This window comes from Microbacterium sp. As-52 (assembly GCF_049949185.1).
GTDB lineage: Bacteria > Actinomycetota > Actinomycetes > Actinomycetales > Microbacteriaceae > Microbacterium > Microbacterium maritypicum_A.
The window spans coordinates 841,302-852,386 of the sequence record NZ_CP188171.1 but is presented as its reverse complement, the minus strand read 5'-3'; the positions used below and the strand labels follow the sequence as shown (position 1 = coordinate 852,386).

At 67.0% G+C, this 11,085-nt stretch carries 15 protein-coding genes; 10 read left to right on the top strand and 5 right to left on the bottom strand.

The window, feature by feature from the left end:
- Positions 1–12: 12 nt before the first annotated feature.
- The 3 genes from ACLFA2_RS04140 to ACLFA2_RS04130 form a co-directional block, all read right to left on the bottom strand.
- The gene (locus tag ACLFA2_RS04140; protein WP_021199034.1) at positions 13–321 is read right to left on the bottom strand and encodes a hypothetical protein; all 309 of its coding nucleotides are present in this window, start codon (positions 319–321) and stop codon (positions 13–15) included.
- A 105-nt stretch (positions 322–426) separates the two neighbouring features.
- A complete protein-coding gene (locus ACLFA2_RS04135) occupies positions 427–2,106 on the bottom strand; it encodes an MDR family MFS transporter (RefSeq protein WP_021199035.1) in 1,680 nt (559 codons plus the stop codon).
- On the bottom strand, positions 2,107–2,745 hold the full coding sequence (locus tag ACLFA2_RS04130) for a TetR/AcrR family transcriptional regulator (protein WP_021199036.1): 639 nt from the start codon (positions 2,743–2,745) through the stop codon (positions 2,107–2,109).
- 178 nt (positions 2,746–2,923) lie between these two features.
- Between ACLFA2_RS04130 and ACLFA2_RS04125 the strand changes: the two genes are divergently transcribed.
- The 5 genes from ACLFA2_RS04125 (at position 2,924) to ACLFA2_RS04105 (ending at position 5,260) form a co-directional block, all read left to right on the top strand.
- A complete protein-coding gene (locus ACLFA2_RS04125; protein ID WP_021199037.1) occupies positions 2,924–3,364 on the top strand; it encodes an Asp23/Gls24 family envelope stress response protein in 441 nt (146 codons plus the stop codon).
- Between the two features lie 59 nt (positions 3,365–3,423).
- Entirely contained in the window at positions 3,424–3,597 is a 174-nt protein-coding gene (locus tag ACLFA2_RS04120) for a CsbD family protein (protein WP_029259828.1), read from the top strand.
- A gap of 120 nt (positions 3,598–3,717) precedes the next feature.
- Complete coding sequence (locus ACLFA2_RS04115) at positions 3,718–4,284, top strand: RNA polymerase sigma factor (RefSeq protein WP_021199039.1); 567 nt, start codon at positions 3,718–3,720, stop codon at positions 4,282–4,284.
- On the top strand, positions 4,281–4,901 hold the full coding sequence (locus tag ACLFA2_RS04110) for an Asp23/Gls24 family envelope stress response protein (RefSeq protein ID WP_021199040.1): 621 nt from the start codon (positions 4,281–4,283) through the stop codon (positions 4,899–4,901). The genes ACLFA2_RS04115 and ACLFA2_RS04110 overlap by 4 nt, the downstream gene beginning before the upstream one ends.
- Positions 4,901–5,260, top strand: coding sequence for a hypothetical protein (locus tag ACLFA2_RS04105; RefSeq protein WP_029259830.1), 360 nt, complete (start codon positions 4,901–4,903; stop codon positions 5,258–5,260). The genes ACLFA2_RS04110 and ACLFA2_RS04105 overlap by 1 nt, the downstream gene beginning before the upstream one ends.
- A gap of 66 nt (positions 5,261–5,326) precedes the next feature.
- On the opposite strand, the gene ACLFA2_RS04100 is transcribed toward ACLFA2_RS04105, so the two are convergent.
- Entirely contained in the window at positions 5,327–6,175 is an 849-nt protein-coding gene (locus ACLFA2_RS04100; protein WP_426622081.1) for an SDR family oxidoreductase, read from the bottom strand.
- 93 nt (positions 6,176–6,268) lie between these two features.
- On the opposite strand from ACLFA2_RS04100, the gene ACLFA2_RS04095 reads away from it, so the two are divergent.
- The 4 genes from ACLFA2_RS04095 to truA all read left to right on the top strand — a co-directional run bounded on the left by ACLFA2_RS04095 (position 6,269) and on the right by truA (position 9,643).
- Complete coding sequence (locus ACLFA2_RS04095; RefSeq protein WP_021199043.1) at positions 6,269–6,634, top strand: winged helix-turn-helix transcriptional regulator; 366 nt, start codon at positions 6,269–6,271, stop codon at positions 6,632–6,634.
- 99 nt (positions 6,635–6,733) lie between these two features.
- Positions 6,734–8,275 (top strand): APC family permease, encoded by a 1,542-nt coding sequence (locus tag ACLFA2_RS04090; protein ID WP_021199044.1) that lies wholly within the window; start codon positions 6,734–6,736, stop codon positions 8,273–8,275.
- 2 nt (positions 8,276–8,277) lie between these two features.
- A complete protein-coding gene (gene rraA / locus ACLFA2_RS04085) occupies positions 8,278–8,745 on the top strand; it encodes a ribonuclease E activity regulator RraA (protein ID WP_426622080.1) in 468 nt (155 codons plus the stop codon).
- 43 nt (positions 8,746–8,788) lie between these two features.
- Entirely contained in the window at positions 8,789–9,643 is an 855-nt protein-coding gene (truA, locus tag ACLFA2_RS04080) for a tRNA pseudouridine(38-40) synthase TruA (protein WP_021199046.1), read from the top strand.
- Positions 9,644–9,763: 120 nt separating this feature from the next.
- Here the strand turns inward: truA and ACLFA2_RS04075 are convergent, their stop codons facing one another.
- A complete protein-coding gene (locus ACLFA2_RS04075; RefSeq protein WP_028501988.1) occupies positions 9,764–10,051 on the bottom strand; it encodes a WXG100 family type VII secretion target in 288 nt (95 codons plus the stop codon).
- 239 nt (positions 10,052–10,290) lie between these two features.
- Here ACLFA2_RS04075 and ACLFA2_RS04070 point away from each other — a divergent pair, with 239 nt between their 5' ends.
- Complete coding sequence (locus ACLFA2_RS04070) at positions 10,291–10,959, top strand: endonuclease/exonuclease/phosphatase family protein (RefSeq protein ID WP_021198972.1); 669 nt, start codon at positions 10,291–10,293, stop codon at positions 10,957–10,959.
- Positions 10,960–11,085: the final 126 nt, after the last annotated feature.

Here is an 11,085-nt window from a genome sequence, read left to right as displayed (position 1 = left end):
TATCACGGCGTGTCAGCGTGGTGCAGACCTTCTGCCGTGCGCGCCGCGGGCCGGGGGAAGGTGCGGGATCGGGATGGGGCGCGTCGCTCGGGAGGTGTCCTGGAACCGCCGCACGGCCTCGAGGACGTCTTCGGCGGAGGAGTAACGCAGGGCGAGCGGGAGGTCGCGGCGCCACAGCACCTCGACCTCGGTGGGGGCGTCCTCGAAGATCGTGCAGACGACTCTGCGGTGGTCGTTCTCCGGGTACTGCAGATCGTGGATCGCCCAGTCGCTCGCGCTGACCTCGACCAGCGTGAATCTCCGGTCTGGATCGTGCTCCATCATTCTCCTCGCTGCCCCCACGATGAACACTGCTCGATCGGGACGCGAAAGGGGAGCCCCTTGACAGAGAGCCGCCCCTGCCCCAGGCGGGCAAGGGCGGCTCGCTCAGCGCGCGACGGGCCTGGAGCCGGGGTCCGTCGGCCCGGCATCGGTCGTGGCGTCGGCGACGGCCGCATCCGACCGTCCGCCCCCGCGCTGCTCGGCCTCCAGCCGCTCCGCCTCGTCACCGCTGATGGCCTCGCCGCGTGCGACCAGTCCGGCCTGATCCGACAGCGGGATCTGCTTGAGGAACAGCGAGAGCAGGAGCGCGAGCACGATGAATGGGACGAGATACCAGAACACCGGCGCCAGGGCGTCCGCATAGGCGGTGACGATGCCCTCTCGGACCTCGTCGGGCAGGGAGCTGAGCGTGGACGGATCGATCGTCGACGCGGCCTCGGAGGCCGCCTCGGGTGAGGCGCCGGCTCCCGCGAAGACGCCGAGCAGGTTCTCGGTGAGCCGCGTGGTGAAGATCGTGCCGAACACCGCCGTGCCGAGGGAGGCGCCCACCTCGCGGAAGTAGTTGTTCGTGCTGGTCGCGGTGCCGATCTCGCCGGCCGGGACCGCGTTCTGCACGACCAGCACGACGACCTGCATGATGAGGCCGAGACCGGCGCCGAACACGAACAGGAACACGCAGATCAGCCAGATCGGGGTCGACGCCGACAGCGTGGTCATCGAGACCATGGCGATGCCGGTGATGATCGTGCCCAGGATCGGATAGATCTTGTATCGGCCGGTCTTCGAGATCGCGATGCCCGAGAAGATCGAGGTCCCCATCAGGCCGACCATCATCGGGATCATCAGCAGACCGGATTCCGCGGCAGAGGTGCCGGAGGACATCTGCAGGAAGGTCGGCACGAATCCGATCGCCGCGAACATGCCGATTCCGAGGACGAGTCCGATCGCGGTGGCGTTCACGAAGATCGGGTTGCGGAACAGGCTCAGCGGGATGATCGGGTCCTGCACTCGCGACTCCGTGATCACGAAGGCGGTCGCTGCGACGACGAGTCCGGCGCCCCAGGCCCAGGTGGCGAGCGAATCCCAACCGAACTCCTTGTCTCCGCCGAAGTCGGTGAAGAAGATGAGGCACGTCGTGGCGATGGAGAGGAAGATCACCCCGAAGATGTCGATCGGCTTCTCGGCCTTCTTGCTCGGCAGCTTGAGCGCGACCAGGGCGATGATGAAGGCGGCGATGCCGACCGGGATGTTGATGTAGAACGCCCACTGCCAGGTGAGGTGGTCGACGAAGTAGCCACCGAGCAGTGGACCGGCGACAGCCGAGAGGCCGAAGACGGCACCGAGCGGTCCCATGTACTTGCCACGCTCATTGGCGGGGACGATGTCGGCGATGATCGCCTGCGACAGGATCATCAGACCACCACCGCCGAGACCCTGCAGTGCGCGGAACACGACGAACATCCAGAAGTCGGTGGCGAACGCGCAGCCGACCGAGGCGAGGGTGAACAGCGCGATCGCGACCAGGAAGAGGTTGCGCCGACCCAGGACGTCGCCGAACTTGCCGTAGATGGGCATCACGATGGTGGTCGCGAGCAGGTAGGCGGTGGTGATCCACACCTGGTGGTCGACGCCGCCGAGCTGCCCGACGATCGTCGGCATGGCGGTGGAGACGATGGTCTGGTCGAGGCTGGAGAGCAGCATGCCCGCGATGAGGGCGCTGAAGATGATCCAGATGCGGCGCTTCGTGAGCAGGAAGGGCGCATCCTTCGTGGCGGTGACGGACATTCAGTGGGCTTTCTGTGACGGCGCGTACAGCGATCGGGCGAGGTCGAGGCGTCGGGTGATGAGGTCGGCGAACGACTCGATGGACTGGTGATGCAGGAGCTGGTCCATGCTCATGCGCACGAGCGCGCCGACGGTGTGCACGACCACCTCGGCGCGCAACTCCGCGTCGGCCGTGTCGTCGGTCTGATCGGAGCCTTCGGCGTCGACAGTGCGGCGCAGGATCAGGCCGACATCGCGTCGTTCGTTCTTCGCGATCTGCTCGAATGCGGCCTTGAGCAGACGCGGCTCCTGCTCGATCACGGCGAACATCGCCGGGGCGTCTTCCACGGGATTGAAGAGCTCGAAGCGGCTGATCGTCAGCTGGATGAAGTCGTCGATGAGGTCGCCGCGGCGGGCGGCGAACTCCTCCTCGAGCGCCTCCTGGCGGGAATCGATCGTCGCGAACCCGAAGACCGCGTTCTCCTTGCTCTCGAAGTAGTTGAAGAACGTGCGACGGGAGACCCCGACCTCGGCGCACAGCTCCTCGATCGTGAAACCGGCGAAGCCCCTCTCCGTCGTCAGTCGCCGCGCGGCATCGGTGAGGGCGCGGGAGGTGTCCCGCTTGCGTTGCTCCCGCAGTGAATCTGCACTCTCGCTCATGGAGTGCAATATTGCACTCTCAACCTTGGAGTGCACTGAGAGTGGTGCGTTGAGCCTTCACGAGAATCTTTTCGACCGATCTGTGACATCTGCCCTCCGGCATACGTCTTAGTGATGGCGTCGCCGACCGCGACCTGCGCACCGCACTGCGGGCGGCACACGGATGAAGGAGCTCACGATGACGAACACGACGGGTGGCATTCAGCCCGAGATCCAGGTCGTCACTCCGGTGCAGGGGGCTGCAGTGGGGACGACCACGATCGAGGATGCGGTGATCGCGAAGATCGCCGGCATCGCTGCGCGTGACGTCAGTGGGGTCCACACGCTCGGCGGGGGCGCCGCGCGCATGGTGGGCGCGATTCGGGATGCGCTCAACACGACCGACCTCTCGCAGGGGATCAGCGTCGCGGTCGGCGAAGCACAGATCACGGTCGATGTGACGATCGTCGCGGAGTATCCGGTGTCGCTGCAGAAGGTCGCCGACGACGTGCGCGCAGCCATCCACCGGGACATCGTCGAGCTGGTGGGCGTGCAGGCCGTCGAGGTCAACGTCACCATCGACGACGTGCACGTGCCCTCCGACGATGACAACGACACGGACGACGCGCCGACCGCATAGGGCGCCTCGTCGAAGACGCGGTCCCGAACTCCGGGGCCGATATGGGAGAAGGAGAAGCCATGAGTGCTGAAGACAAGATCAAGGCCGCTGCGGAGAAGGTCTCCGGCAAGGCGAAGGAGACCGTCGGCAAGCTCACCGACAACGACAAGCTCGTCGCCGAGGGCAAAGCCGAGCAGGCGAAGGGCGACGTCCGCGACGCCGCCGAGAACGTGAAGGATGCCTTCAAGAAGTGACGAGGCGGGGAGAGGCCGCGCGGCCTCTCCCCGATCCTTCCCAGGTGGGTGAGAAATGATCCGATCCGGTGGGGCGACTGTTCCGAACCTCTCAGGGGATCGGGTCGAGGGGTGGGGTAGATGGAAGACGAACGCTTTCGCACAGCGCTCGAACATGCGGACGACGGCATCGTCGCCGGCCGCGCGATGGATGGCGACGTCGCGGCGTTCGCGGTTCTCGTGCGCAGGTACACGCCCATGATGCGGGCGTACACGCAGCGGATGCTGAACGCATCGGCCGATGTCGACGACATCGTCCAGGAATCCTTCGTCACCGCCTGGCAGCGGTTCGGCGAGCTCGACGACCCGACCAAGGTGAAGAGCTGGCTGATGCGGATCGTCAGTCGGAAGGCCGTCGATCGCATCCGTGCGACCCGACCGGCCGTGGACATCGACTCGATCGACCGTCCCGCCCCGCTGCACGCGTCGCCGACCGCGGTCGTCGAAGCGCGCGCGGGCGTCGCGGCGCTCGGTGCCGCCCTGCGCGAGCTGCCGGATGCGCAGCGCGAGTGCTGGGTTCTGCGGGAGATCGGCGGGTACTCCTATGAGGAGATCTCCGAGGAGCTCGACATCCCCGTCTCGACGGCCCGCGGACTGCTCGCCCGAGCACGGAAATACATGATCGTACGGATGGAGGAGTGGCGATGACCGACGACAGAGAGAGTCCCGACGTCCGCCGGCTCGGCCTGGAACCGACCGATCTCGACGGGCACACGCTCGACGAGCTCACCGACTATCTCGATGCGGGGCGACAGCCCGCAGATCGCTCGATCGACGAGTCTCCCGGTTGCCAGCTCGCACTCGACGCACTGACACGGCTGCAGGGGCTCGGTGCCGAGCTCATCGCTGCGGAAGCCGCTGCCGAACCTCCGGTCGACGAGAACTGGGTCGATCGCATCCTCAGTGGCATCGCCATGGATGCGCGCGCCGGAAGGCGCATCCCATTCGAGTCTCCGGATCCGCAGGTGGATCTCGCGATCACCGAGGGTGCGGTGCGAGGACTCATCCGGTCGGCGGAGAACGCCGTGCCCGGCCTTCTCATCGGACGGTGCCGACTCGACGGGGACGTGACCCGACCCGGGACCCCGATCCGTGTCGAGATCGATGCGAGCGCGCTGCACGGACAGTCCATCCCGAAGGTCGCCGCCGAGCTGCGAGCCGAGGTGGATCGTGGTCTGCGTGCACACACCGAGTTGAACGTCGTCGCGATCGACATCGCGATCAGAGACATCCGGGAGGTGTCGTCGTGGGCGGGGGAGAGCTGATGGATGCACAGGAGCGCGGCGAGCTCGCCGCAGCGATCGAGGCGGTCGTCCGGTCGACGCCGGGCGTCCGCAGCGTCTATCGGTCCGGGTCGTTGATCTCGAACCTGCTGCGTGCGGGGGCCGAGGCGATCGGCGTGCGCACGAACGAGGAGCCGATCGTCTCCGTCGCCGGGAACGGTGACGGTGTGGTCATCGAGGCGACCCTCGGTGTCGACTCCGCAGCGCGTTCGGCGGAGATCCTCCACGCCGTGCAGGCGGCCGTCGATGCGGTGCTCGCGGAGCGCGGCGTCCGCCGTGAGAGCATCACCCTCACCGTCGCTCACGTGCAGGTTCCGGTGCAAGCGCACGCGGCGACCTGACCCAGCGATGAAAGCCACCGCGTGCCGCCGTCCGGGGGGACGACGGCACGCGGTCTCCCCGCGGGATCAGGCGGAGGCGGCGCGCAGCCCCTCGACGAGCGGGGTTGTCGGGCGGCCGATCAGACGTGCGAGCGTGCCATCGGTGTCGCCGAGGGCGCCGTTCTTGATTCCGGCGTCGAGCGCAGCGACGAATCCGGCCGTACCCTCGTCGAGGCCGGCGCCGCGGAGCGCGGCGATCTGGTCGTCGAAGCCGAGCGGGACGTACGAGACCTCTCGTCCCGTCACCTCGGCGAACGCCGCGGCGAGGTCGGAGTAGTTCCAGGCGACGTCGCCGCCCAGCTCGTAGACCTCGCCGATGTGCCCGTCCTCGAGCGCCACTGCGGCCGCGGCTTCGGCGAAGTCCTTGCGGCTCGCCGAGGCGACACGTCCGTCGCCGGCGCCGGCGGCGAGCACGCCCGTCTCGGCGGCGCGCGCGAGGTCGGCGGCGTAGTTCTCGGTGTACCAGTTGTTGCGGAGGATCACCGCGGGCAGTCCCGCGGCCGCGATGAGCTCTTCGGTCGCCTTGTGCTCCGGCGCCAGGATCAGGTCGCTCGTGGTCGCCTTCGGGGCGCTCGTGTAGACGAACTTGGAGACGCCGGCGGCCTTGGCGGCCTCGATGACCGCCTGGTGCTGTGCGACGCGCTGGCCGACCTCGGATCCGGATACCAGCACGATGGTGTCGACACCCTCGACGGCAGCGGCGACGGATGCGGGGTCGGTGTAGTCGAGGGGGACGACGCGCACGCCGAGATCAGCGGCCTTGGCCGTGTCGCGGGCTCCGGCGACGATCGACTGCGGGTCGGCTCCGCGCTCGAGCAGGCTGGCGATGATGAGGCGGCCGAGGTTGCCGGTGGCGCCGGTGACGAGGATGGTCATGAGGGTCCTTTCTTAGGTGACACCCTCGACAACCCCGGGGTGGGCGTCCGGCATTCCAATCCGACGGTACCCACTTTGAAGTAAGGTACCCACATGACGGTTAGTTTCGCGCAGATAAAGGAATCGACTCCATTCGTCTTCGATCAGAACTGCGGCACGCGGGTCGTCCTCGATCACATCATGAGCAAGTGGGGAGTTCTCGTGCTCTCCTGCCTGTCCGACGGCACCCACCGTTGGGGTGCGCTGCGTCGGGAGGTCGGCGGGATCAGTGAGAAGATGCTCGCGTCCACTCTGCGCACGCTCGCGGACGACGGGTTGGTCCACCGGGAATCGCTCCCGACCGTGCCCCCGCACGTGGAGTACAGCCTGACGCCGCTCGGTCGCGATCTGATGGAGCGGATGCTGCCTCTGATGGAGTGGGTGGCCGATCATGCTGACGCCATGCTCGAAAGGACCTGAATCGACGGAATCCGTCGTCAAGGCGCATCTTGTGCTTCGGATTCAGACGGTCGAAGAAACCCATTGACGCGATAACCGTGGTGGCTCTACTGTTCTGACATGGCAGCAACGACGCCGATTCATCTGGAACGACCCGACGGCAAGGGTCTGGCTGCGGGAACACTGGGACTCTGGGGGTCGACCGTCATCGGTCTCGCCTCGACGGCCCCGGTCTACTCGCTGGTCGCGACGCTCGGCTTCGTGGTGCTCGCCGTCGGCGCGCAGGCTCCGATCGCCTTCATCATCGCCTTCGTCCCGATGCTCCTGATCGCCTTCGCCTATCGCGAGCTGAACAACGCGGTGCCCGACTGCGGCACGACCTTCACCTGGGGGACCAAGGCGTTCGGCCCCTGGGTGGGATGGATGGGCGGTTGGGGTGTCGCGGTCGCCGGCATGGTCGTGCTCGCCAACCTCGCCCAGATCGCCTCGGTCTACTTCTGGTCGCTGATCGGACAGGACCTCGAGAACAACGACTGGCGTGTCGTGGTCGTCGCCGTGCTCTTCATCGCGGCGATGACGTGGGTCAGCTGGCGCGGGGTCGAGATCGGCGAGCGCATCCAGAACATCCTGCTCGGGATCCAGTACCTGGCGCTCGCGATCTTCGTCGTCGCGGCGCTCTGGCAGTTCTTCGCCGGCACCGCCCCGAACCCGACCCCCTTCGACTGGGAGTGGATGAACCCGTTCGCGTTCACCGACTGGTCGGGCTTCACCGAGGCCATCCTGCTCGCGCTGTTCATCTACTGGGGATGGGACACCTGCCTCGCTCTCAACGAGGAGACCAAGGACCCGAAGCGCATCCCGGGTCGTGCCGCGCTGCTGACGACCGTGATCCTGCTGTTCACCTACGTCGCCGTGACCATCGCGGCCATGATGTACGCGGGTCTCGGCGAGGACGGCACGGGCCTGGGCAACGAGGCGAACGCCGACGACTTCTTCCTGGCGATCAAGGACGGGCTGCTCGGCCCGTTCGGATGGGTGCTGGTGGTCTCGGTGATCATCTCGGCGATCTCGTCCACCCAGACCACGATCCTGCCGACAGCCCGCGGCACACTCGCGATGGGGGTCTACCGTGCCCTGCCCGCGAAGTTCAAGGACGTGCACCCGACCTACAAGACCCCGTCGTTCTCGACCATCGTCATGGGAGTGGTCGCCTCCGTCTACTACGTCGGGATGACGCTGATCAGCGACAATATCCTTCAGGACTCGATCCTCTCGCTCGGTCTCGCGATCGCGTTCTACTACGCCATCACCGGCTTCGCCTGCGTGTGGTACTTCCGCAAGGACCTGACGTCGTCCGCCCGCGAGTTCTTCTTCAAGGGCCTGTTCCCGTTGCTGGGCGGACTCATGCTCACGTGGGCGTTCCTCCAGTCGGCTATCGACATGTGGGACGTCGACTACGGCTACACGGTGCTGTTCGGCATCGGCGGCACTTTCGTCATCGGTGTCGGATCGCTGGCCTTCGGCCTGGTGCTGATGTTCGTCTGGTACCTGTTCCCGCGGTCGAAGCGGTTCTTCCGCGGCGAGAGCCTGAACCGCGAGACCGAGGTGATGGTGCCGGACGAGCCTGCGGTGACGATCCGTTCGATCGACGGAGGCATCTGAGGATGCCGGTCGCGACGGCCGACCTCTACGACCAGCTCGGAGAGGGGATCCAATCCCTTTCGCTGCAGCTGCGCTCGTTCGGGCGCAGAACGGCATTCGACGGGCCGATCCGTACCGTCCGCTGCTTCGAGGACAATGCGATCGTGAAGTCCGTCCTCGCGAGCCCCGGCGAGGGGGCCGTGCTCGTCGTCGATGGCGCCGGATCGCTCGAGACGGCGCTCATGGGCGATCTGATCGCGGCATCGGCCGTTGCGAATGGGTGGGCGGGCGTGGTCATCAACGGGGCGATCCGGGACCGCGTCGCCATCGATGCGCTCGACCTCGGGGTGAAGGCTCTGGGCACCAATCCGCGCAAGAGCGCCAAGCTCGGCATGGGTGAGCGCGACGTGACGCTCGTGATCGCCGGAGTGGTGTTCCGGCCCGGAGCCCACCTCTACAGCGATGAGGACGGGATCCTCGTCGAACGCTGAGGGGCGACCGGTGGAGGAGAAGTGCGTGTCCTAGGCTTGCTCCGTGCGCATCCGGCTCGACATCGCCTATGACGGCACCCACTTCCGCGGGTGGGCGAAGCAGCCGACTCTCCGCACCGTGCAGGGCACGCTGGAGGCCGCGCTCGCCCGGATCGTCGGATCCGACGTGCAGTTCGTGGTCGCGGGGCGCACCGACGCCGGTGTGCACGCAAGCGGCCAGGTCGCGCACGTCGACCTGGATGAGAGACAGTGGGCGCGCATCGAGGCCCGGCAGGGACGCGCGCCGCTGGAGCCCGCGGAGACCATCGCCGGTCGCATGAGGGGCGTGCTCGGCGCCTACTCCGACGTCACGGTCACGCGGACGTCGATCGCCCCGGAGGGGTTCGACGCCCGATTCTCTGCGGTGTGGCGTCGCTACCGATACCGTCTCGCCGACGCGCAGGCCGGTTTCGATCCGCTGCGCCGCCACGACACGACCACGGTTCGCGGGCGGCTCGACGATCAGGCGATGGATGCCGCCGCGCGTACGCTCATCGGGCTGCACGACTTCGCGGCGTACTGCAAGCCCAGGGAAGGGGCGACGACGATCCGCACCCTGCTCGACTACCGCTGGGAGCGCGATGCCGATGGCGTGCTCGTGGCGGAGGTCAAGGCCGACGCGTTCTGCCACAGCATGGTGCGCGCACTGGTCGGCGCCTGCGTGGCGGTGGGGGAGCGGCGTCTCGATGTGGACGACCTGGTGGTGCTGCGTGACGCGCTGACGAGGACGAGCGAGTTCAAGGTGCTGGCCGCGCGAGGCCTGATCCTCACCGAGGTCGGGTATCCGGCCGACGCGCTGCTCTCGGCGCGGGCGGAGCAGACCCGCGCGCGACGCGATGACACGCGTGGCAGCGACTGAAGGCGTCGGCGCGCCCAGCAGCACTCGACCTCCCGCGCGGACACTCGGTGTGAGAGCGGCGCATACGACGAAGAGGGCCGACCGTCGTGGTCGACCCTCTTCGTGAAACCGTGCCGTGTGTCAGCTGCCGGCGAGCTGCTGGTCCAGGTCCTGGATCGCCCGCATCATGCCCAACAGCGACTCGGACATGTCGTTGATGCCATCGACCGCGGTCTTCAGACCCGTCGTCAACTCCGTGTACCCCTCACCGAACTTCCCCGACGCGTGCTGCGTCTTGAAGTCCTCACCCAGAAGAGTGTCCACCTGACCCTTCAACGTGTCCAACTGACCCTGAATGTCATCACGAGCCTGCGACAGCGACGACGCCACCTGCTCCATCTCCGCATAAGACGCACCGAAATCGGCCATCGTCCACACCTCCGCCAATCGAGAGAACCGGACCCCTCCGGCCCGAACAACACCCACCCTACGGCGCACCCACGAACACCGTCGATGGGGACAACTCCCCATCCCCGCACAGGGCTCGATGCGTGTCGGTACCGGCGCCCTCATCGGCACGGGCGCCGGTACCGATCGCGTCCAGGACACGCCGTCGGGCGGCTGCGCGGAGCCCACGCACAGCGGTCGGGAGTAGCGTGGGAACGATCATGAAGGTCATCTCGTACAACCTCCAGAAGCACCGGGCAGCCGGCGAACTCGCCGCGCTCGTGCGTGCGCACGATCCCGACGTCCTCTGCCTGCAGGAGTGCGATGTTCCGGAGCTGCCCGCGCAGATCGGCGACCTCGTGCTGGCTGACGCCACGCAGGGCAATCGTCTCGGGCTCGCGCTCTTCTATCGAGCGAGCACATTCCATCTGCAGGCGATCCGCATGCTCGGCCTCAAGAAGTCGTTGCACGACCGCATCGCGAAGCCGGCGCACGAGCGCGTCCTCGGCGCACGATTGCGCGACATCGACGATGGCCAGGACTTCATCGTCGCCTCCTTCCATGCCGCGCCGCTGACCGCGTTGAACTCGTTGCGACGTCACCAGATCCGCGCCGCCCTCACCGAGCTCGCTGCGCTCGGCGAGGGACTGCCGCAGTTGATGGTCGGGGACTACAACTATCCGATCTTCAAGGAGAACCTCGGTCAGGCCGTTCGAGAGCACGGGTATGCGCTGTCGCTCAGCGACGACCACACGTATACGCGCTACCGCGTGTTCCGGGGGCACTACGACTTCGCCACGTCGACCGGGTTCGAGATCGAACGCATCACGACTCTCCCGCAGGGCGCGAGCGATCACCGTCCCATCCTCGTCACGGTCAAGCCCGACTGAGGCCAGGGTTTGGGCATACGCACGGCGTGGCGTATGATTTCTCTTTGGTGCCTTTCCCCGTCCGCGGAGAAGGGGCATCGTCCGAACGTGAGCCCTCCACTGGCGTGTTCCTCCCTGTCGGGAAGA

Excerpts from the sequence above, each read along its gene's own strand:
- ACLFA2_RS04075 (WP_028501988.1), bottom strand. The coding sequence starts at position 10,051 with ATGGCCGATTTCGGTGCGTCTTATGCGGAGATGGAGCAGGTGGCGTCG.
- ACLFA2_RS04105 (WP_029259830.1), top strand. The coding sequence starts at position 4,901 with ATGGATGCACAGGAGCGCGGCGAGCTCGCCGCAGCGATCGAGGCGGTC.
- ACLFA2_RS04115 (WP_021199039.1), top strand. The coding sequence starts at position 3,718 with ATGGAAGACGAACGCTTTCGCACAGCGCTCGAACATGCGGACGACGGC.
- ACLFA2_RS04135 (WP_021199035.1), bottom strand. The coding sequence starts at position 2,106 with ATGTCCGTCACCGCCACGAAGGATGCGCCCTTCCTGCTCACGAAGCGC.
- ACLFA2_RS04130 (WP_021199036.1), bottom strand. The coding sequence starts at position 2,745 with ATGAGCGAGAGTGCAGATTCACTGCGGGAGCAACGCAAGCGGGACACC.
- ACLFA2_RS04120 (WP_029259828.1), top strand. The coding sequence starts at position 3,424 with ATGAGTGCTGAAGACAAGATCAAGGCCGCTGCGGAGAAGGTCTCCGGC.
- rraA (WP_426622080.1), top strand. The coding sequence starts at position 8,278 with ATGCCGGTCGCGACGGCCGACCTCTACGACCAGCTCGGAGAGGGGATC.
- ACLFA2_RS04110 (WP_021199040.1), top strand. The coding sequence starts at position 4,281 with ATGACCGACGACAGAGAGAGTCCCGACGTCCGCCGGCTCGGCCTGGAA.
- ACLFA2_RS04070 (WP_021198972.1), top strand. The coding sequence starts at position 10,291 with ATGAAGGTCATCTCGTACAACCTCCAGAAGCACCGGGCAGCCGGCGAA.
- ACLFA2_RS04125 (WP_021199037.1), top strand. The coding sequence starts at position 2,924 with ATGACGAACACGACGGGTGGCATTCAGCCCGAGATCCAGGTCGTCACT.
- ACLFA2_RS04090 (WP_021199044.1), top strand. The coding sequence starts at position 6,734 with ATGGCAGCAACGACGCCGATTCATCTGGAACGACCCGACGGCAAGGGT.
- ACLFA2_RS04100 (WP_426622081.1), bottom strand. The coding sequence starts at position 6,175 with ATGACCATCCTCGTCACCGGCGCCACCGGCAACCTCGGCCGCCTCATC.
- ACLFA2_RS04095 (WP_021199043.1), top strand. The coding sequence starts at position 6,269 with ATGACGGTTAGTTTCGCGCAGATAAAGGAATCGACTCCATTCGTCTTC.
- ACLFA2_RS04140 (WP_021199034.1), bottom strand. The coding sequence starts at position 321 with ATGGAGCACGATCCAGACCGGAGATTCACGCTGGTCGAGGTCAGCGCG.